Genomic DNA, 20,628 nt, shown 5'->3' with positions numbered 1-20,628 from the left:
TTAATTAAAGATAGCTTAGTTTTTTTACTGAAAATTATTAATCTTTCAATTATATTGTAAAAGTTCGTTTCTTCTTGTGCTCACTTTCCTCGTAACGCTTAACACATTCGTGATAAATCTTTCGTGCTTCCTCTGCATTACCCCATCCTCCAACATCTACTTTTTTCTCTTCTAAGTCTTTATAAACCTGAAAGAAATGTTCTATTTCCTTTAGCCTATGTGGATTCAAATGCTCTATATCGCTTCTTTTACTCCAGACCGGATCAGAAACTGGTACACAAATTATTTTTTCGTCTGGCCCTTTTTCATCAGTCATGTGGAAAACCCCTATAGGCCTTACTTCCATAACAACCATAGGAAATGATGGCTCAGTAGATAACACCAAAACATCCAGTGGATCTTGGTCTAGCGCCAAAGTTTCAGGTACAAATCCATAATCTCCAGGATACATCATTGAAGAAAATAATGTTCTATCAAATCGTATTTTATGTAATGTAAAATCATATTCGTACTTATTTCTACTACCTTTTGGTATTTCAATTAAAACGTCAAAAGTTAATTTTTTCTTGTCACTCATAGTATGAAATTTGGGCAGCAAAGGTACTGAAGCTTTAAGGTGAAAACAACTTATAGTACGTCAATTACCTTTAATTTACATTATCTTAATGTAAGATTAAAACTATTATCTAATTAACAGATATTTATCCGAAGAATTATTAAATTGTGAACTTTTTAGAAAAACTGCTAATTTTAATTCAATATGAAATACATCATTGCTTTTTGCCTTACACTTTTTGTTTCCAACATACAATCACAAAATCAACCTTGGAAAGGTAAATTTGAGCCAATCGATAATTTGATGTCTTCCCCTAATTCTTATAGAACAGCGAGCGGCGCTCCAGGAAAGGAATACTGGCAGCAACGTGCAGATTACAACATTAAAGCAACAATTAATGAAAAAGAAAATATCCTTTTTGGCGAAGAAACCATTACATATTACAACAATTCGCCTGACGACTTAAGTTATTTATGGATTCAGTTAGAACAAAACGTCAATAGAAAAGAAAATGAAGATTTCGGCACAATTAACAACAGTTTAAAAGACGGTATTAACACCCGACAAATGCAATTTTTAACCAGAGCTATTGATTTTCCGGCTGGCTACACTATAAAATATATAAAAGATAATAACGGAAAGCCTATAAAATCTCTAGTGAACAACACCATGATGAAAGTGCTTTTGGATGAACCGTTAAAATCTGGCGCGTCACTAACATTTTCTATCGGATGGTCATATCCTATTACAGATAGAAGTATGTTTTTACTATCACGTGAAGGTTATGAATATTTTCCGGAAGATGATAACACGGTGTACTTAATAGCGCATTGGTTTCCGCGAATGGCAGTATATAACGATACCGAAGGCTGGCAAAATCAGCAATTTCAAAAATTAGGAGAGTTTGCCTTGGAATTTGGAGATTACAACGTAGAAATCACAGTACCGGCAGATCATATTGTCGCGTCAACCGGTGAACTTCAAAATCCAGAACATGTACTTTCAAAACAACAACGAAAGCGCCTAAAAGAAGCTTCAACCTCTTTTGACAAACCTATAATGGTCATCACTGAAGATGAAGCTATTGAAAATGAAAAAGAGAAATCTTCCAAACAGAAAACATGGAAATTCAGTGCTAAAAATGTTCGGGATTTTGCGTTTGCTTCTTCTAGAAAGTTCATGTGGGATGCACAGGCAGTTAAACTACCAACCAATACCGTTATGGCAATGTCTTTCTACCCAAAAGAAGGACTTCCAGTATGGCAAGAGGAATCTACAAAAGCCATTATACATGCCTTAGAAGTGTATTCTGAAGCTACGTTTGATTATCCTTATCCTGTATGTATTTCGGTAAACACCTCTAATATTGGAATGGAGTTTCCAATGATTAGTTTTAATGGTGGTAGACCTAAAAATGGTAAAATAAGCAAAAACGCCAAAGCAGGTATGATTGGGACGATTATCCACGAGGTGGGGCATAACTGGTTCCCAATGATAGTAAGCTCAGATGAGCGCAAATGGATGTGGATGGATGAAGGTTTAAATACATTTTTACATCAACGCACAGTGGCTGAACGCTATCCGGATTTTAATAGCGTAACACCAAAAAGTATTGCTCCTTTTATGAATGGGGATAAAAATCTATTACGACCAATAATGACAACTTCGGATAATGAATTATTTAACCAATTTGGTGCTAATTTTTACATTAAACCCACAGTGGGTTTACAAATGCTAAGAAATTCCATTGTTGGAAAAGAGCTTTTTGACGCTGCTTTTAAGGAGTATGCCAACCGCTGGAAATACAAACACCCAAACCCATCAGATTTATTTAGGACCTTAGAAGATGCTACTGCAACCGATTTGGACTGGTTTTTTAGAGGTTGGTTTTTTACAACAGATAATGTAGATATGGAATTATCTAATGTAAAATGGTTTAAGGTACATGAAGAAGACAGAAATCTTGAAGACCAAACTGAAAGCACACAAGTTGAGGCCGAGGGCAATAATACCTCAGAAGCTCCTAAAGATTTTTCCAGTGGACCCGAAGTGATCAATATGGTAGAAACACCAGATAAAAGTTATGGTGGTTTTTTATCAAGAATGGATGATGACACTATTCGAAAAAAACTTTCAGGCAAGAACCTCTATGAGGTAACGATTAAAAATATTGGCGGACTTGTAATGCCTGTAACTATTGAATGGGTTTTTACTGATGGTACTTCTGAAATAGATACGCTGCCTGCACAAATTTGGCGCAGAAATGAATATGAGGTTAAAGAAGTTTTTATTAAAGAAAAAGAAGTAAAAACAGTGAGCCTTGATCCTAATTTTGAATTCGCTGATACGGATATGTCCAACAATATTTTCCCAAAATCGGAAACGGTTTCAGAATTCGATTCATTTAAGAATAAAAATGCAAATTAGCCTTTTTATTCTTAGGTGTTTGAGATTATAAAGTCTATAAGTTTTGCTGCCAAACTTGCCGTTAGTCCATCCTTATCATATTTTGGATTGAGTTCGGCGATATCACAGGAAACTATTTTACCTGATTTAAGCAAGAATTCAAGCATCTTGTATACAAATACTGGGCTAAATCCAAAAGGCGATGGCGCACTTACGCCCGATGCATAAGCCGATGAAAAACCGTCTAAATCAATGGTAATATATAGGTAATCATTATTCCAGATTATTGGCTTCAATGCGGTTTGAAGTTGAAATAAATTCTCTTCTGAATTGTCGCAAACATCATTAAACACAAAATTCACATTAAACCTATTGGCTATTTCAAATAGTTGTTTTGTATTGGATTGCTTTTGAATACCAATTGCGAAATAATCAACAGTCTCTTCTTTGTTTTCAAACTCACTAAGAATTTGATTGAAAGGTGTTCCTGAATTTGGCTTAGACTCCACCGGTCTTAAATCAAAATGTGCATCAAAGTTTATAATCCCAATGCGCTTTTTTGGTAATGCTTGCCTTAAACCCATGCAGTGCGCATAGGCTATATCATGACCGCCACCCATACCTATTGGGAAAACATCTTTATCAATTAAATTGGCGATAACCAATGAGAACGCTTTTTGGCAAGACTCTAAGTCTGCATCCAAACAGTTAACATTTCCAAAATCCACTACGGCCTTATCAAAATGCAGCGGCAATTTTCCTAATTTTTTACGAACTTCGTCTGGACCTCCCTTCGCGCCTGTGCGTCCAAAATTACGTTTTACACCGGCATCACAGGCATAACCAATCAATCCAAAACTGGGTGTTTTAGAATCTTTCAAGTTCATCAAATTTGCACATCTGATATGTTGATACCAATATTGCGGCTCAATACCCGCAGATGTTTGTCGTCCTGTCCACAGTTTTTGTTGACCAGATTTGTAATGTACATTTATATTTGAAAATAGGTTATTCAACAACTTTACCTTTTAAGTATACATTCTCAATACAATGATTACCAAAACTATATGGCAAAAAGTTATAGGATGAAATTGGTTTAGTTACAATAAAATTTGCCAATTTCCCTTTGGTGATAGAACCTACTTGTTTCTCTAGATCCATGGCATAGGCACCGTTTATAGTAGTTGCATTAATGGCCTCTTCTGGAGTCATCTTCATCTTTACACAGGCGGATGACACTACAAAGTTCATATTCCCTGAAGGCGCAGATCCAGGATTGAAATCGGTGGCAATTGCCAATGGTAATCCTGAATCAATCATTTTTCTAGCGGGCGTATACGGAATTCCTAAAAAATAGGAGCATCCAGGTAATGCGACGGGCATGGTAGAACTATTCATTAGGACTTCAATATCTTCATCTCTCATTTCTTCTAAATGATCAACGGACAACGCCCTATATTTCACACCTACTTGTACGCCGCCTATCGCGGTAAACTGGTTGACATGAATTTTAGGAACCAATCCATGTTTTATTCCTGCCTCTAAAATCAGTGCTGTGTCTTCCACAGAAAAATATCCTGTTTCACAAAATACATCTATAAAATCGGCAAGGTTTTCATCGGATACCCTTGGTATCATCTCATCAATCAACATATTGATGTATGCGCTTTTTTTGTTTTTGAACTCTTGTGGTATTGCATGCGCCCCTAAAAATGTTGCCTTAACAGGTAATGCATAATCGTTATTCAACCGTTTAATTACCCGAAGCATTTTTAACTCTGCCTCTAAGTTTAAACCATAACCAGATTTAATCTCGACAGCCCCAGTACCTAATCTTATGATAGCTTCAAGTCTATCTTTACTTTGACGGTATAACTCATCTTCTGAAGTGTTTTGTAGCTGTTTTGCAGAATTTAAGATGCCACCACCCCGTTGCGCTATTTCCTCATAAGACAATCCATTAATTCTATCTACAAATTCGGTTTCCCTAGTTCCTGCATAAACCAGATGCGTATGCGAATCACACCACGTAGGTAATACTGTTTTTCCTGAAACATCTACAACTTCCATATCATTTAGGTCTGGGCAATCGCTCATTTTACCATAATCAGCAATCAATCCATTTTCAACTAGTAAAAACGCATCTTTAATAGTTGGGAGAATAGCCATATCCTTTCCGCTAACAAATGAAATTGGCGTTTTCCTAACTTGTACAAGTTCCTTTATATTTTTAAAAAGTATCTGCATTAAAACAAGGATTCTAAAAGGGCATTATCTACTAAATTGGGTACTGTAACTTTTAAATTTGGCGTGCGTTCCATTTCTCGCTTTATGGCAAAAATAGCACCTTCATTTCTAGCCCAACTTCGTCTTGCAATTCCATTATTCACATCGTAAAATAGCATATTTTGTAATCTTTTTTCAGCTTCTTTTGTACCATCCAATAACATTCCAAAACCACCATTTATTACTTCTCCCCAGCCAACACCACCACCGTTATGAATAGACACCCAAGTAGCCCCTCTAAAACTATCGCCTATAACATTATGCATGGCCATATCTGCAGTAAACTTACTACCATCATAAATATTTGAAGTTTCCCTAAAAGGCGAATCTGTACCACTAACATCGTGATGATCCCTTCCCAAAACAATCGGTCCGATAACACCTTTTGCTACAGCTTCATTAAACGCTAGCGCTATTTTAGCACGCCCTTCTGCATCTGCATACAAGATACGAGCCCGAGAGCCAACAACCAATTTATTCTGCTTTGCATTTTTTATCCAAGTGATGTTGTCCTGCATCTGTAATTGGATGTCTTCTGGAGCTAACTTCATTATACCTTCTAATACGCCCGCAGCTATTTCATCGGTTTTATCTAAATCCTTTTGATTGCCACTGGTGCAAACCCATCGGAACGGTCCAAATCCAAAATCAAAACACATGGGTCCTAAAATATCTTGCACATAAGACGGATATTTAAAATCGATCTTATTTTCTGCCATCACATCTGCTTCCGCGCGAGAAGCTTCCAATAAAAATGCATTTCCATAATCAAAAAAATAAGTACCTTTTTTGGTGTGCTTATTTATGGCCTCAGCATGTCGCTTTAACGATGTTTGCACTTTTTGTTTGAAGACTTCAGGATTGTCCTTTATCAATTTATTTGCATCCTCAAATGTACATCCTACAGGATAATATCCACCCGTCCATGGTATATGAAGCGACGTTTGGTCCGAACCAACATGTACAAAAATATTAGCCCTATCAAACTGTTCCCAAACCTCAACAACGTTACCAATATATGCTATAGAGACCACTTCTTTTTTTTCTTGTGCAATCTTTACACGATCTTGTAATGCATGAATATCTTCTATCAAAATATCCACCCAACCTTGTTCAAATCTTTTTAAAGCAGCCTTGGCATTTACCTCAGCACACACGGTTATACAACCTGCAATATTTCCAGCCTTTGGTTGTGCGCCACTCATTCCACCCAAACCAGAGGTTAAGAATATTTTTCCGGCAGAGGATTCTCCTTTGGGAAGTATTTTTCTAAAGGCATTCATTACTGTAATTGTTGTTCCGTGAACAATACCTTGCGGTCCAATGTACATGTATGAACCCGCAGTCATTTGCCCGTATTGCGTTACACCCAATGCATTGTATTTTTCCCAATCATCAGGCTTAGAATAATTAGGAATCATCATGCCGTTAGTAACTACAACTCGAGGTGCTTCTTTTGAAGATGGAAATAATCCCATGGGATGACCAGAGTACATGTGAAGTGTCTGCTCATCAGACATTGTGGACAGATATTTCATGGTTAATAGATACTGTGCCCAATTTTGAAACACGGCTCCGTTACCGCCATAGGTAATTAATTCTTCGGGATGTTGCGCGACAGCAGGATCTAAATTATTTTGAATCATCAGCATAATGGCCGCCGCTTGAAGTGATTTAGCAGGATATGCATCAATTGGGCTTGCATAAATTTTATAATCGGGCTTAAAGCGATACATGTAGATACGTCCGTAAAGTTTAAGTTCCTCTGCAAATTCAGGTGCCAATTCCTTGTGCCATGCTTCTGGAAAATAGCGCAATGCATTACGGATTGCCAATTTCTTTTCAGCTTCAGACAGCACATCCTTCCTTTTGGGAGCTCTATTAGAGTCTTTTGGAATAGGTTTTCTGTTTGGCAATTTATCTGGTATACCCTGTGAAATCTGTTCTGCAAAGGTCATTCTCAATTTATTTTAAAATGAAAGCTTCTTGTGTTACTAATCTAATCATCATATCAATATCGTCTTTTAAAAGCCTATCGTCTTCTAATCTTTTAACGTTTGCTCTGATAATTTTGAAATTTGCCTCAATAATATCAGAAAAGGTATTTGGCCTTCTAAATTCCAAGGCCTGTGCGGCATACATTAATTCTATAGCCAATATTTTTTCTAAGTTTTCTAATATCTGATTGAACCTACGTCCAGAAATACTTCCCATTGATACATGATCCTCCTGTCCTAATGCAGTAGGTACACTATCAGCTGAAGCAGGAAAACACAAAGATTTATTTTCCGTTACTAAAGCCGCTGTGGTATACTGCGGAATCATAAAACCAGAGTTTAACCCACCGCCTGTAGTTAATAATCGTGGCAAACCGAATTTCCCTTCCAATAATAAATAGCAACGTCTATCCGAAATATTACCTAATTCCGATGCCGCAATTGACCCATAATCCAAGGCCATGGCCAAGGGTTGTCCGTGAAAATTACCTCCAGAAATAGCTTCTGTATCACTCAATACTATAGGGTTGTCTGTCACCGAATTTAATTCTATTTCAGCAAGTTCTTTTAAATGGTAATAGGCATTTCTTGATGCCCCATGAACTTGCGGAATGCATCTCATTGAATAGGGGTCTTGTACACGCTCGCAATTTTCATGAGCATCTACATTTTGAGACCTGTACAGTAAAGCGAACATACGCTCTGCTACTTCTATATTTCCAGGAAACGGACGAATTTTATGTAATTCGTCTTTAAATGGTGCTGAACTTCCTTGGTAACCTTCAATACTCATAGCACCAGCCACATCGGCTAAATCCAGAAGATACTGCATCTTTTTTAAACCAGTAACGGCATGTGCCAAAATAAACTGCGTTCCATTTATCAATGCCAAACCTTCTTTTGCTTTTAGATGAATTGGCTTTAGATGATGCAGCTTCAAAATAGATGTAGCGTCTACAACCTCCTCTCCTGCCCAAAATTCTCCTTGTCCTATAAGTGGTAAAAATAAATGCGACAATGGTGCTAAATCTCCCGAGGCACCAACCGAACCTTGTTCTGGAACAACTGGCAGTATGTCGTTTTCAATGAAATAGAGAATACGCTCAATGACCTTTAAACGAATACCCGAATACCCCTGAGATAAGGCATGCACCTTACAAATCATCATAATCTTGGACAAACGCTTATCAATAGGTTTTCCAACACCTACCGCATGTGTAATTAATAAGTTTTCTTGAAGTTTATTGGTTTCTTCTGTAGAAATTTTAATATCGCACAAAGGCCCAAAACCTGTATTTACACCGTAAACTGGTGTATTGGAATTCGCCAACGCCTCTACTTTTTGTCTACATGCAGCAATACGCTCTCTTGCTTCATCAATTAATACGCCTTGAATTTTTCCATCAGCAATACCAATTACTTTATCTACGGTCAATGTATCTATACCATATTTAAACACCATTATTATAAATCTTAGTGGAATATTACAAAGTTATTTCTATTTTTGATGTTTAAAAAGACTATTTAAATACTAAATTGATAACTATGGGTAATCAATTAGAATTGCGCCATTTTAGATATTTTTTGGCTGTCGCTGAGGAATTACATTTTAGAAAAGCCGCAGAACGCCTTTATATTTCACAACCTGGTTTAAGCAGACAAATTAAACAGATGGAAGAAGATTTGGGAATTCAATTATTTGAACGCCATAATCGCAAGGTTGCTTTAACCAAAGCCGGAGTATATTTAAAGAACGCACTTGGTTTGTATTTAAAGCAGCTGGATGATATCGTAAATCATGCAAAACTGCTTCACGATGGAAAGAGGGGACAATTAAAATTAGGCTATGTAGGTTCTGCAATGCAGCAGGTTATTCCTGATTTGCTTTTGAAATATGAAAAAGAACACCCTGAAATAGTATTTAATTTGAAGGAAATCGATAATCAAAAACAAATTGAACAACTTTTAAACTTTAAAATTGACATTGGTTTTGTAAGATTAGAGCATTTGCCTTCAACAATAAAATCCCAACCTGTTTTATGCGATACGTTTTGTTTGGTGTTACCTGAAACCCATCCCATTAACAATGTAAACTTTAAAAATGTAGCACAGCTAAAAGACGAGTCCTTCATCCTTTTTGACCCTGAGTACAGTGCTTCATATTATGATAAGGTTTTACAGATTTTTAAAGACCATGGTTTTATGCCAACAGTTTCACATTTAACTATTCATGCCAGTTCCATTTATAAATTAGTTGAAAATAATTTTGGTATTTCTATAGTACCAAAATCGTTAATAGCAAGTCATATAAAAGGTATTAAATTTATTGAATTACATAAAATACCTCAACGTACTGAATTATCAATGGTGTGGCACAAGGATAACCGCAATCCTATTTTGATGAGTTTTTTAGATTTAACATAAAAAAATCCATGATTTTAATCATGGATTTTTATTCCGATTTCTTACCCTAAAATCGTACTTCTAACTAACTCAAACTAAACTAATCTACTTATATGAAAAAACTTTTTCAAGCAATTTATTTTTCTTTTGTTTTACAAATATAACACTAGGTTTTTATATATTTTTATTTATCTTTTTTATGTAATACATAATTTTTTTTATAATAAAAAACCCATAATTTCTCATGGGTTTTCTCGACAATTTCAAACTATTAACTAAACTAACCAAAACTAAATTGTTATTCGCCTTGTCCTAGAGAGAATGCTCTTTTACCATTAAATTCGTAAAGGTTTTCCGTTTTTATAACATCTATGCCTTTGTTATGCAGTTTTGAAAGCAATGCAATTACTTGTTCAAACTCCACCAGCTTATATACCGGTTCACTTTTATTGATATCTGCATCCATAGCCACAAATCTACAGCGCCAGTGGTCGGTGCAATAGGTTTCCTTTAACCCTTTCGGATATACTTTTACACCTCTATTGGTAATCATCTTTAATTTTAGCTTAAATGCACTAATTCCAGAAAGTATATCACCTATCTCCTCTGGGTTTGAACCCTTCCAATCTATAAATACATCTACACCCAGCAATTGCTTATCTGCTTCTTTTCTTTTGTATTCTGGAATAACGATTTTTCCAGTGCCATTAGACATATTACTAATCGCTAGTTTTTGCGGTTTCTCACCTAAACGCTCAATAACAGCATCTGCAAATTCTGAAGTAGATACTTTTTTAATACTGAATTTATTGTTGTAAATATCTGCAGTATGATAACCTTCCTCCAGAGTAGTTAACCACGCATTTTTTATATCATCCGCAATTTCAGCTTGCCCAATATAGGCCAACATATTAACTGCAGCATTTAATAAGCCTGATGGGTTAGCTATATTTTGTCCGGCAATATCTGGTGCGGATCCATGAATCGCCTCAAACATAGCCATATTCTTTCCAATGTTGGCAGAACCTGCCATACCAACCGAACCACCAATTTCGGCAGCAATATCTGAAATAATATCACCATATAAATTTGAAGTTACAATCACATCAAAACGTTCAGGGTGTGCCGCTAAGTGTGCTGCACCTATGTCTATAATTTGGGATTCGTTGATAATATCTGGATACTCAGCAGCGATTTCAACAAACACTTTATGAAACAAACCATCTGTTAATTTCATAATATTATCCTTAATCATACATGTTACTTTTTTTCGCCCAAAAGCCCTAGCGTATTCAAAAGCATAACGAACAATTCGTTCGCATCCCGGTCTTGTAATTAACTTTAAACATTGTACCACATCATCTGTCTGCTGGTGTTCTATACCTGCATACAAATCCTCTTCATTTTCTCTAACAATAACCACATCCATATTCGGGAAATTGGTTTTTACATATGGGTGTAACGCTGAAACAGGTCGGACATTAGCAAATAATCCTAGTGATTTTCGCAAGGTAACGTTCAAACTTTTATAGCCTTTACCTTGTGGTGTGGTAACAGGTGCCTTCAAAATAATTTTTGTATCTCTAATAGTATCCCAAGCCTCGGTTTTTATGCCTGAAGTGTTTCCTGAAAGGTATACTTGTTCACCCAACTCTATAGGTTGCGGCTCTATATTGGCACCTGCTGCCTTTAGGATTTTTAAGGTTGCATCCATTATCTCAGGACCAATACCATCACCTTGGGCAACCGCTATCTTTACTTTTTGCTGAGTATTCTGTATTTTTTTTGAAGAGGTGTTTTCTTTAGAACTACCATTTAATAATTCTGCTTCCATGCCTTATGTTTTTGTTCTGAGCAAAATTAAAACAAAGTAATAATATATTTTTATTTATATTTTTTATTAAAAACATAAATAATTTTAATGTAAATAGGTTTAGACAACTGTTTGAGAAAAGTTGACTTTGTAAAATTTCAATTATATTAGTGTGTTATTGCCAAAACTCAGTAAAACATTAAATAAAACCAATGGGAAGGAAAATTTTATATCTATATCTAATGGTTACGTTTTTGTTTTCATGTGACAATAATTCTTTAAAAACTAATGAGAAAGTTGATCAATCCAATACTTTGGATATCATAAAAAACGATATGATTTTACCTCATGAAGCAAAGTTAAATGGGCTTCCTGATAGTTATGATTGGAGTGTTTATCCCAGAATAGGTTGGGGGAACAATCCTCCATCAGACTGGTTTGCCATGATTCCTTGGGGGCAAGTATACAGGGATACAAATCCAATTATCGCAACAAATACCCGCATACAATTAAAAAATTTTCAAGCTTGGTGCTTAAATTCTGATAACATTTGGGTGAAGTGGATATCTTCATCTGATATTTTTGGAGCATATTATCTAGAAAATTTCGAAGATGACTCCAATGTCGAAACCCAAATTAGACAAGAGGAAACAGGTGGGATTTCAATTAAACTTATAGAGGGATATAACTTTCATTTCTGGACATCAAATGGTCGTGTGAATATAGATCCTAATAATATTAATGGAGTTTGGATAAGCTTAGAAGCGCGCCTTATACTCGATAATAAAGATTTGGAAGATGATAGGGACGAAGCTAATTTTTTGCTTGGAGTTGGTGGTGACTATTGGAAAAGCCTTACTGCTATTTGGGATAATTTCCAATCCAGCGGTGATATTGCCATAGGCAGAATGAAATATGTAGTAAAGGATTGGAAATCTTTTAATATGCATACCTTATCTTCCGAAGAACTCGACCGTTTTCCTCCACCATTTTAAGGAAAATTTTTCTACAATAATGATTACCCGGAATTATTACACAGATTCGACTAAGTTCGCATTCACATGGCATTGTTAATGTTTGTGCGAGACCTAAAATTAACACATACATATCCATAACGGACACCATTACGATACTAGTATAAACGAACCTTTCTTTTAAAAATAAAACCCAAAACTGCCTGTAACTCCAAATTTTCTGGCATCAGGGTACAATACATCATCTTTATAATTCCCCCGGAAGTTAAAATCGATTCTAAACACTTTAAAGATATTACCAATACCAAGACTGTATTCGTAATAAGGCTCCCTATTGGGTGCGACCAATCCTAAATTTGCAGGATTACCAGGAACGTCGTTTAAGGCAATATTTTCATCTGAAATACTAGCCATAACCCCTCTTACGCTTATAATCTCTCGTAAATTGAGCTTTCGTAAAAAGGGAATTCTAGAAAATAAACGCCCATTAAAATTATGCTCAAAGTGAAATGAGGCATATTGATCGCTCACAAACTCGTAAAAATCTAATTGCGAAAATGTGTTGTAGATTGAAAAATAAGTTTGGTTACCAGGAATAACATTTAAAAGTCCCAAAGGCACTTCGCCAAAGGTTTTCCCAATCTCAATAGAAGTAGCTAACCTACCAAAACCGCCCACTTGCCAAGGTTTTAGAAAGGAAAACTGCACTTTTGTATAATCAAAATCGCTATTCAAGATACTTCTATCACCACGACTAATTTGAGCAAATAAACGCGCAAAATCGTCATTTGCTGTTTTACGCTCTACACCAAAACCTGTCATTTTCCGCCTTGGAAAATACGCCAATGAGAGTGTGGTTTCATATTGTTTAATTTCTGATGCCACACCATTAGGTGTATTATAGTCTAGACTGAACGTTGGAGAAGCCGATTCTAAAGTTCGGTAGTTCGCGCCTAAGCGCAGTACCAAATTCCTAAAAGGCTCAGCCTCTAAAGCAAAACTTGTAAGATTGATTGTTGTTAGCTTATCATTGGCTCCAGCAGTTACCACCGCAGAAGATGCTAAACTGCGGCCAAGAACATCGGTAGAATTCGTTAAACTTGCGCCCATTTGTTCAACATCCCGACGGTTACCTCCAGAAATAATAATTCGGTTTTTCTTATCTAAAAGCCACTTTCCAGAAATACCATATTTAAACTTATCGTCCCTAAATCCATAAGCCAAAAACCCTTCCAAACGCCACAAATCATTTCTGCCAAAATAGGTTCTGCCTCCAGTACGCAAACGTAACCCTTCTACATCGTTAAATCCAAATGTTGAGAAAATTGGACCATAATCTAAAGGCAAACTATTAAACTCAATGTAACCAGAAGCTAAAATACTGCCTAGGTTATACAAACGCTTAAACTTCTTTACAGTCTTCAAAGTGTCCAACATTTTGTAAACCCCTTTTTCATCTTTATTTAAAGCTTCCAGTCGGTTTTTATCCCAGAACGCCTCGCCTCTATCGTAAACGTCTTTATCGTAGTTGTAAACTTCCTTATCATAAAACTTCTTGTCTTTAGGAATATCAAACTGGTAATTGTCATACAGCGTGGTACGCTTCCCGTAAATACCTCGCGATTTTTCTTTTTTATTGAAGGCAAAATCACTCATCATATAATCGCGTTTCACAAGAAAAAGTGAATCATTTAACACTTCAAATTCCTGTTCAATATAGATGTCCTTTACCCAATTGATATTGGCACTTTTAGATGCCTGCATATTGATTTCCTTAACGGCATAAGTGGTATCAGCCACCCAAAAGTCACCTTTAAAAGTAAGCTCATTTTTCCGTCTAGGGTAGTAAATAATGTTGTAGCACCATTTGTTATCGATATAGGAACTATCAGACAGCACATAATTGTATGTACTGATGCCGGTTCTTGATAAAGGACTCACAAAACTTTTGTCAAAAAACTTTAAAAAGTTATCGTAAATATTAAAATCAGAATACAAATCGTCTACAAAATCAATGATAACTTGGTTATCGCTAAAGCCTGAGTTTTTATTACCGCGAAGGTCTTCTTTTTGTTTGTTCAAAGTGTTATCTCCGTATACTGTTGATACGGCTTCATTAATAAACATGGGCAAATAGGTTTTACCAGTAACACGGGATGTATCTACCTGATTGAAAACGAATTCCATACCGCGAAATAATTTGCTTTTTATTAAAGTACTATCGATGGTGTTGATATCAAACTCCACCTTTTCGTATTTGTCGTATTTGTATTGATTGAATCGCTTTAGGCCATTGCTGCGTTTATTCTCCCAAATTTTCCTGAGAATATCGATGGCAGGATTGTTCTTTTTGGGTTGCTTTCCAGAAACAATAACTACTTCACTTAACTGTGAGGCTTCTTCCTTCAGAACAAATCTCAAATTGTAATTCACCCTCTTTTTTATAGGAACATTAAGTGTTTCATAACCAATAAAAGACACAATAAGCTCATTACGGGTTTCATCAGATTCTAAATAAAACTTTCCGTTTTCATCAGTAATCGTACCTTCTGTCGTTCCAGAAAAAATGACATTGGCAAATGAGATAGGTTGATTTTGTTCGTCAAACACATAACCACTCACTTTGGTTTGTGCCAAAAGGGCAAAAACGTTAAGTAGAAATAGGCTAAAAAGTAGTTTTATCTTCATTTAAACACAAGTCTCATTAATACAGATACGCAGAACATGGCGTTGGTTGCATGAGGTTTAAAAATTGCACATTACTTTTTTAATGAAAAAACTTCATTAACAATTATGTTAATGAAGTTTATATAACGTAAAAAGTCTTACTTTATTTGTACAATACTTTTTTCACAGCCTTAATTACATCTTCATGGTTTGGCAACCATTCTTTCAATAATACTGGCGAATAAGGTGCCGGAGTATCAGCTGTATTAATCTTAACAATTGGAGCATCTAGATAATCAAAAGCCTCACTTTGCACCAAATAGGTAATTTCGGTAGCTACATTTCCAAAAGGCCATGCTTCTTCAAGAACTACTAATCTGTTCGTTTTCTTAACAGATTCTACAATAGCTTTTCTATCCATTGGACGAACCGTACGCAAATCGATAATTTCACAAGAAATACCTTCCTTTTCTAATTCGTCCGCAGCTTTATAGGCCTCTTTTATAATTTTTCCAAACGATACAATGGTTACATCGTCTCCTTTTCTTTTAATGTCTGCAACGCCAATTGGCAAAATATATTCACCTTCAGGCACTTCGCCTTTATCGCCATACATTTGCTCGCTTTCCATAAAAATCACTGGGTCATCATCACGAATAGCAGCTTTTAATAAGCCTTTGGCATCATAAGGATTTGAAGGCACAACTACCTTTAAACCAGGTGTATTGGCAAACCAGTTTTCAAAAGCTTGGGAGTGTGTTGCTCCTAACTGACCCGCAGAGGCTGTAGGTCCACGAAACACTATTGGACATTTAAACTGGCCACCAGACATTTGTCTGATTTTAGCAGCATTATTTATAATTTGGTCAATTCCAACTAAAGAGAAGTTAAACGTCATATACTCCACAATAGGTCTGTTTCCTGTCATGGTAGAACCAACAGCAATACCGGCAAAACCAAGTTCTGCGATTGGCGTGTCAATAACACGCTTAGGCCCAAACTCATCTAACATACCTTTAGATGCTTTGTACGCACCATTATATTCAGCTACTTCTTCACCCATTAAATATACGCTCTCGTCTCTGCGCATTTCTTCACTCATCGCTTCGCAAATCGCTTCTCTAAATTGGATTGTCTTCATTTAATTGCTTTTAAATCGAGTTGCAAAAATAGTAATAAACAACCACCTTACTAAAAGAATTATTTAAAAATTTACTATGCATGCATAGTATTTTTGAAATAAATTGCATAACTTCGTATCCGCAAAAAATAAGACATTTTAATCGAGAATATTATGAATATATTGGTTTGTATAAGTCATGTCCCAGACACAACATCAAAGATTAATTTTACTGATGGTGATACAAAATTTGATACTAATGGTGTACAATTTGTGATTAACCCAAATGATGAATTTGGATTAACCAGAGCCATGTGGTTTAAGGAAAAACAAGGTGCAAATGTTACTGTTGTTAACGTTGGCGGCGCTGAAACAGAGCCTACACTACGTAAAGCTTTAGCTATTGGTGCCGATGCCGCCATTAGAATAAACACACCTGCAACTGACGGATTTTCGGTTGCTAAGCAATTGGCAAAAGTTATTGAAGATGACGGATATGATTTGGTGATTGCAGGACGTGAGTCGATTGATTATAACGGTGGGATGGTTCCAGGTATGATTGCTGGTTTAACCGGTGCTAATTTTGTAAATAACTGTATTGGTTTAGAAATTGATGCTTCGACAAGTTCAGCGACCGCGACTAGGGAAATTGATGGCGGTAAAGAAACCGTTGCTACATCGCTACCTCTAATAGTAGGCGGACAAAAGGGCTTAGTTGAAGAAAGCGACTTAAAAATCCCCAATATGCGTGGTATCATGATGGCACGTAAAAAACCCTTAACGGTTTTAGACCCGGTAGATGCTGAGGCTGGAACAAGCTCAGTTTCTTTTGAAAAACCGGCTCCAAAAGGTGATGTAAAATTAGTGTCTCCAGATAATCTGGATGACTTAGTAGATTTGCTTCATAATGAAGCTAAGGTAATTTAGTTTTCTAAATCATTCCGAACCAGTTTCGGAATCTATTTTAACAATAAGAATAACTTAAGATCCTGAATCAAGTTCAGGATGACAAAAGATAAAAATTATGTCAGTTTTAGTATATACAGAATCAGAACAAAATAAATTTAAAAAGGCAGCTTTTGAAGTAGCGTCTTATGCAAAGGCTGTTGCCGATCAATTGGGAACCACAGTAACTGCGGTAGCCATAAATAGCGGAGATACTTCAGAACTTGCAAATTATGGCGTAGATAAGGTGTTAAAAGTGTCGAATAGTAATTTGGAAAACTTTAATGCAAAGGGATATGCTAATATTATAAAACAGGCTGCTGAGGCTGAAAATGCCAAGGTTGTTATTTTAAGTTCTAGTGCTGATAGCAAATATTTGGCACCCCTTTTAGCAGTTGGATTAAATGCGGGCTACGCCTCTAATGTTGTGGAAGCACCTTTAAGCACAAGTCCATTTACGGTAAAGCGTTCTGCTTTTACAAACAAAGCGTTTGAAATCGCTGAAATAAAATCAGATATTAAAATTATTGGAGTCTCTAATAACTCCTTCGGATTGGTTGAAAACAGTGGTAGTGCTACTGCCGAAGACTTTTCGCTATCAATACCAGAATTAGGTGTTACAGTAAAATCAATAGATAAAGCTACAGATAAGGTTACTATTGCAGATGCCGAAATCGTTGTTTCTGCCGGAAGAGGTTTAAAAGGTCCTGAAAACTGGGGCATGATTGAGGAATTAGCCGATGTATTAGGGGCTGCCACCGCTTGCTCAAAGCCAGTGTCCGACCTTGGATGGCGACCACACAGCGAGCATGTTGGGCAAACCGGAAAACCTGTGGCTTCAAACCTATATATCGCTATTGGTATTTCTGGCGCCATTCAACATTTGGCGGGAATTAACGCTTCAAAAGTAAAGGTTGTTATCAATACCGATCCTGAAGCGCCTTTCTTTAAGGCCGCAGATTACGGTGTTGTTGGTGATGCTTTTGAGGTAGTGCCTCAGCTCATCGAAAAATTAAAAGCTTTTAAAGCACAGTAGTAATTATTTACTTTTATAAATTGTAAAGTACTTAAGAACTGCTTAAATTAGCATTTCATGCCAAAAACTGTTTCTACAGTTGGTAAAGTTCTAATTTAAGCAGTTCTTTGCGTTTTAAATGAAGTTATGAGTTTAGTAAGATTGAATATAAAAGGTATATCATATAGCCAAACCCAAAATGGTGCTTATGCCTTAATATTGAATGAAATTGAGGGCGACAGGAAACTGCCCATAGTAATTGGTGCTTTTGAAGCTCAGTCTATTGCCATTGCCTTAGAAAAGGAAATCCGTCCACCAAGACCATTAACTCACGATTTATTTAAAAACTTTGCAGATAGATTTGATATTGTCGTAAAACAAGTGATCATTCACAAATTAGTTGACGGTGTTTTTTATTCCAGTTTAATTTGCGAACGCGATAAAATTGAAGAAATTATTGATGCACGGACCAGTGATGCCATTGCTTTAGCTTTACGGTTTGATGCTCCTATTTTTACCTATAAAAATATTTTAGATAAAGCTGGTATTTATCTAAAAGTAGATCCTAAAAAGGAGGATGAAGAAGACATGGAGGATAGCGTTTTAGTAGATGATATTTTAGCTGGGGAATTAGAACCGGCAATATCTAAAGAAGACTATTCATCAAAATCGTTGGAAGAGCTGCACCAGCTTTTGGAAGATGCTGTTTCTAATGAAGATTACGAAAAAGCCGCAAGTATTCGCGACGAGATATCTAAACGCTAACGTTGGTTTTATGAAGCAATTTTTATGCAGTATTGTTTTCATATGTTTTTTAACAAGTACCTCTGGTTTCTCTCAGAATAATCAAAATAATTTTGAAGCCCCTAAAACAGAAATTTCGGTAGAGGCAGAAAACAACATCAACACCACACTTGTAGCTGATACCACTGCAACAGCTCAAAAGGAAGTAGAAAAAGCTATTTCTAGCACTAATGAGAATGCAATTATTCCAAGTCAAGGATTTTCATTTGGAAGTCTATGGCGTGGCGTTTTGGGGATGTTATCCCTAATATTTCTGGCATTTTTATTTAGTAGTAACCGAAAAGCAATTAATTGGAAAGTTGTAGGCATTGGTCTTGCTTTTCAACTTGTTATTGCCATTGGTGTTTTAAAGGTTGGTTTTGTAAAGAGCATCTTTGAAATAGTTGGAAAATTATTTGTCAAAATTCTAAACTTTACTCAAGCTGGTAGTAAATTCTTATTTGAAGGTTTAGTTGTAGACATGGATACCTTCGGGTTTATTTTTGCCTTTCAAGTGCTGCCTACTATTATATTTTTCTCCGCACTTACATCGGTATTGTATTATTTAGGCGTTATTCAAATTGTAGTAAAAGGTTTTGGATGGTTATTATCTAAGCTCCTTAAAATTTCAGGCGCAGAAAGCCTAAGCGTTGCTGGAAATATCTTTTTAGGGCAGACTGAAGCACCTTTATTGATTAAAGCGTATTTGGAGAAGATGAATAAATCTGAAATGCTTTTGGTGATGATTGGTGGTATGGCAACTGTTGCTGGAGCGGTTTTAGCAGCCTACATCGGTTTTCTGGGAGGCGACGATCCTGAATTACGTTTGTTTTACGCAAAACATTTACTAGCCGCCTCAGTAATGGCCGCTCCAGGTGCTATTGTGATTTCAAAAATACTCTATCCGCAAACAGAGTCTATTGATACGGATGTAAAAGTTTCTCAGGATAAAATAGGTTCCAACTTTTTGGATGCTATTGCCAATGGTACCACCGAAGGTTTAAAACTAGCTGTTAATGTTGGTGCGATGCTCTTGGTTTTTGTGGCTTTCATTGCCATGTTTAACTACGGGTTTGGCAAAATTGGACATTACACAGGGCTAAATAACTGGATTGTGGATCACACCAGATATGACAGTTTGTCTTTAGAATTTATTTTAGGATATTCCTTTGCGCCCCTAATGTGGCTTATTGGCATAGCCAAAGAAGACATGGCATTAATGGGGCAACTTTTGGGAATAAAGCTGGCAGCAAGTGAATTTATTGGCTACATACAACTAGCCGATTTAAAAAATGTTGCCAATGCAACCCATCTTAAATATGAAAAGTCTGTTATCATGGCAACCTATATGCTATGTGGATTTGCAAATTTCGCTTCTATAGGCATTCAAATAGGCGGTATTGGCTCTTTAGCACCTGGGCAACGCAAAACCCTGTCCAAATTTGGAATGAAAGCCTTAATTGGCGGTACCATAGCTTCTTTAATTTCAGCGACTATTGCTGGAATGATTATTGGATAAAACCTTTATCACCTTCTTGTTTCAAAACCATATAATCACCTTGGGAACACTATACACTTCCTGTATATTCTATTGAAAACTATCAATCCTATAATATATTCATGTAATTTTTGAAAAATATTCAATAAATTAACATTTTTTATA

15 protein-coding genes are annotated in these 20,628 nt (G+C 36.2%); 7 read left to right on the top strand and 8 right to left on the bottom strand.

Annotated features, from left to right (window positions below):
* Positions 1-49: 49 nt before the first annotated feature.
* Positions 50-577, bottom strand: a complete 528-nt coding sequence (locus AC1B0Z_RS13255; RefSeq protein WP_483792518.1) for an inorganic diphosphatase — start codon at positions 575-577, stop codon at positions 50-52.
* Between the two features lie 183 nt (positions 578-760).
* Between AC1B0Z_RS13255 and AC1B0Z_RS13250 the strand changes: the two genes are divergently transcribed.
* The gene (locus tag AC1B0Z_RS13250) at positions 761-2,983 is read left to right on the top strand and encodes a M1 family metallopeptidase (RefSeq protein WP_483792517.1); all 2,223 of its coding nucleotides are present in this window, start codon (positions 761-763) and stop codon (positions 2,981-2,983) included.
* A gap of 11 nt (positions 2,984-2,994) precedes the next feature.
* Here AC1B0Z_RS13250 and hutG read toward each other — a convergent pair whose 3' ends face one another.
* The 4 genes from hutG to hutH are packed head-to-tail and all read right to left on the bottom strand — an operon-like array spanning position 2,995 to position 8,707.
* On the bottom strand, positions 2,995-3,978 hold the full coding sequence (gene hutG, locus AC1B0Z_RS13245) for a formimidoylglutamase (RefSeq protein WP_483792516.1): 984 nt from the start codon (positions 3,976-3,978) through the stop codon (positions 2,995-2,997).
* Complete coding sequence (hutI, locus tag AC1B0Z_RS13240) at positions 3,971-5,209, bottom strand: imidazolonepropionase (protein ID WP_483792515.1); 1,239 nt, start codon at positions 5,207-5,209, stop codon at positions 3,971-3,973. The genes hutG and hutI overlap by 8 nt, the downstream gene beginning before the upstream one ends.
* Positions 5,209-7,206, bottom strand: coding sequence for a urocanate hydratase (locus AC1B0Z_RS13235; RefSeq protein WP_483792514.1), 1,998 nt, complete (start codon positions 7,204-7,206; stop codon positions 5,209-5,211). The genes hutI and AC1B0Z_RS13235 overlap by 1 nt, the downstream gene beginning before the upstream one ends.
* A gap of 7 nt (positions 7,207-7,213) precedes the next feature.
* Positions 7,214-8,707, bottom strand: coding sequence for a histidine ammonia-lyase (hutH, locus tag AC1B0Z_RS13230; RefSeq protein WP_483792513.1), 1,494 nt, complete (start codon positions 8,705-8,707; stop codon positions 7,214-7,216).
* An 83-nt stretch (positions 8,708-8,790) separates the two neighbouring features.
* On the opposite strand from hutH, the gene AC1B0Z_RS13225 reads away from it, so the two are divergent.
* Complete coding sequence (locus tag AC1B0Z_RS13225) at positions 8,791-9,669, top strand: LysR family transcriptional regulator (RefSeq protein WP_483792512.1); 879 nt, start codon at positions 8,791-8,793, stop codon at positions 9,667-9,669.
* A gap of 277 nt (positions 9,670-9,946) precedes the next feature.
* On the opposite strand, the gene AC1B0Z_RS13220 is transcribed toward AC1B0Z_RS13225, so the two are convergent.
* Positions 9,947-11,482, bottom strand: a complete 1,536-nt coding sequence (locus tag AC1B0Z_RS13220) for an NADP-dependent isocitrate dehydrogenase (RefSeq protein ID WP_483792511.1) — start codon at positions 11,480-11,482, stop codon at positions 9,947-9,949.
* A 191-nt stretch (positions 11,483-11,673) separates the two neighbouring features.
* Between AC1B0Z_RS13220 and AC1B0Z_RS13215 the strand changes: the two genes are divergently transcribed.
* On the top strand, positions 11,674-12,456 hold the full coding sequence (locus tag AC1B0Z_RS13215) for a hypothetical protein (protein ID WP_483792510.1): 783 nt from the start codon (positions 11,674-11,676) through the stop codon (positions 12,454-12,456).
* A gap of 159 nt (positions 12,457-12,615) precedes the next feature.
* Here the strand turns inward: AC1B0Z_RS13215 and AC1B0Z_RS13210 are convergent, their stop codons facing one another.
* Together AC1B0Z_RS13210 and AC1B0Z_RS13205 are read right to left on the bottom strand one after the other, a co-directional pair.
* Positions 12,616-15,123, bottom strand: coding sequence for a DUF5686 and carboxypeptidase-like regulatory domain-containing protein (locus tag AC1B0Z_RS13210; protein WP_483792509.1), 2,508 nt, complete (start codon positions 15,121-15,123; stop codon positions 12,616-12,618).
* A gap of 142 nt (positions 15,124-15,265) precedes the next feature.
* Positions 15,266-16,243, bottom strand: a complete 978-nt coding sequence (locus tag AC1B0Z_RS13205) for a pyruvate dehydrogenase complex E1 component subunit beta (protein WP_130964742.1) — start codon at positions 16,241-16,243, stop codon at positions 15,266-15,268.
* A gap of 153 nt (positions 16,244-16,396) precedes the next feature.
* Between AC1B0Z_RS13205 and AC1B0Z_RS13200 the strand changes: the two genes are divergently transcribed.
* The 4 genes from AC1B0Z_RS13200 to AC1B0Z_RS13185 all read left to right on the top strand — a co-directional run bounded on the left by AC1B0Z_RS13200 (position 16,397) and on the right by AC1B0Z_RS13185 (position 20,484).
* Positions 16,397-17,149: an electron transfer flavoprotein subunit beta/FixA family protein gene (locus AC1B0Z_RS13200; RefSeq protein ID WP_483792508.1), complete on the top strand. Its 753-nt coding sequence runs from the start codon at positions 16,397-16,399 to the stop codon at positions 17,147-17,149.
* A gap of 97 nt (positions 17,150-17,246) precedes the next feature.
* Positions 17,247-18,203, top strand: a complete 957-nt coding sequence (locus tag AC1B0Z_RS13195) for an electron transfer flavoprotein subunit alpha/FixB family protein (RefSeq protein ID WP_483792507.1) — start codon at positions 17,247-17,249, stop codon at positions 18,201-18,203.
* 126 nt (positions 18,204-18,329) lie between these two features.
* Complete coding sequence (locus tag AC1B0Z_RS13190; RefSeq protein ID WP_483792506.1) at positions 18,330-18,947, top strand: bifunctional nuclease family protein; 618 nt, start codon at positions 18,330-18,332, stop codon at positions 18,945-18,947.
* A gap of 10 nt (positions 18,948-18,957) precedes the next feature.
* The gene (locus tag AC1B0Z_RS13185) at positions 18,958-20,484 is read left to right on the top strand and encodes a NupC/NupG family nucleoside CNT transporter (protein ID WP_483792505.1); all 1,527 of its coding nucleotides are present in this window, start codon (positions 18,958-18,960) and stop codon (positions 20,482-20,484) included.
* Positions 20,485-20,628: the final 144 nt, after the last annotated feature.

This window comes from Hyunsoonleella sp. J2K-J805 (assembly GCF_057167125.1).
This window is presented reverse-complemented; position numbering and strand designations above follow the sequence as displayed.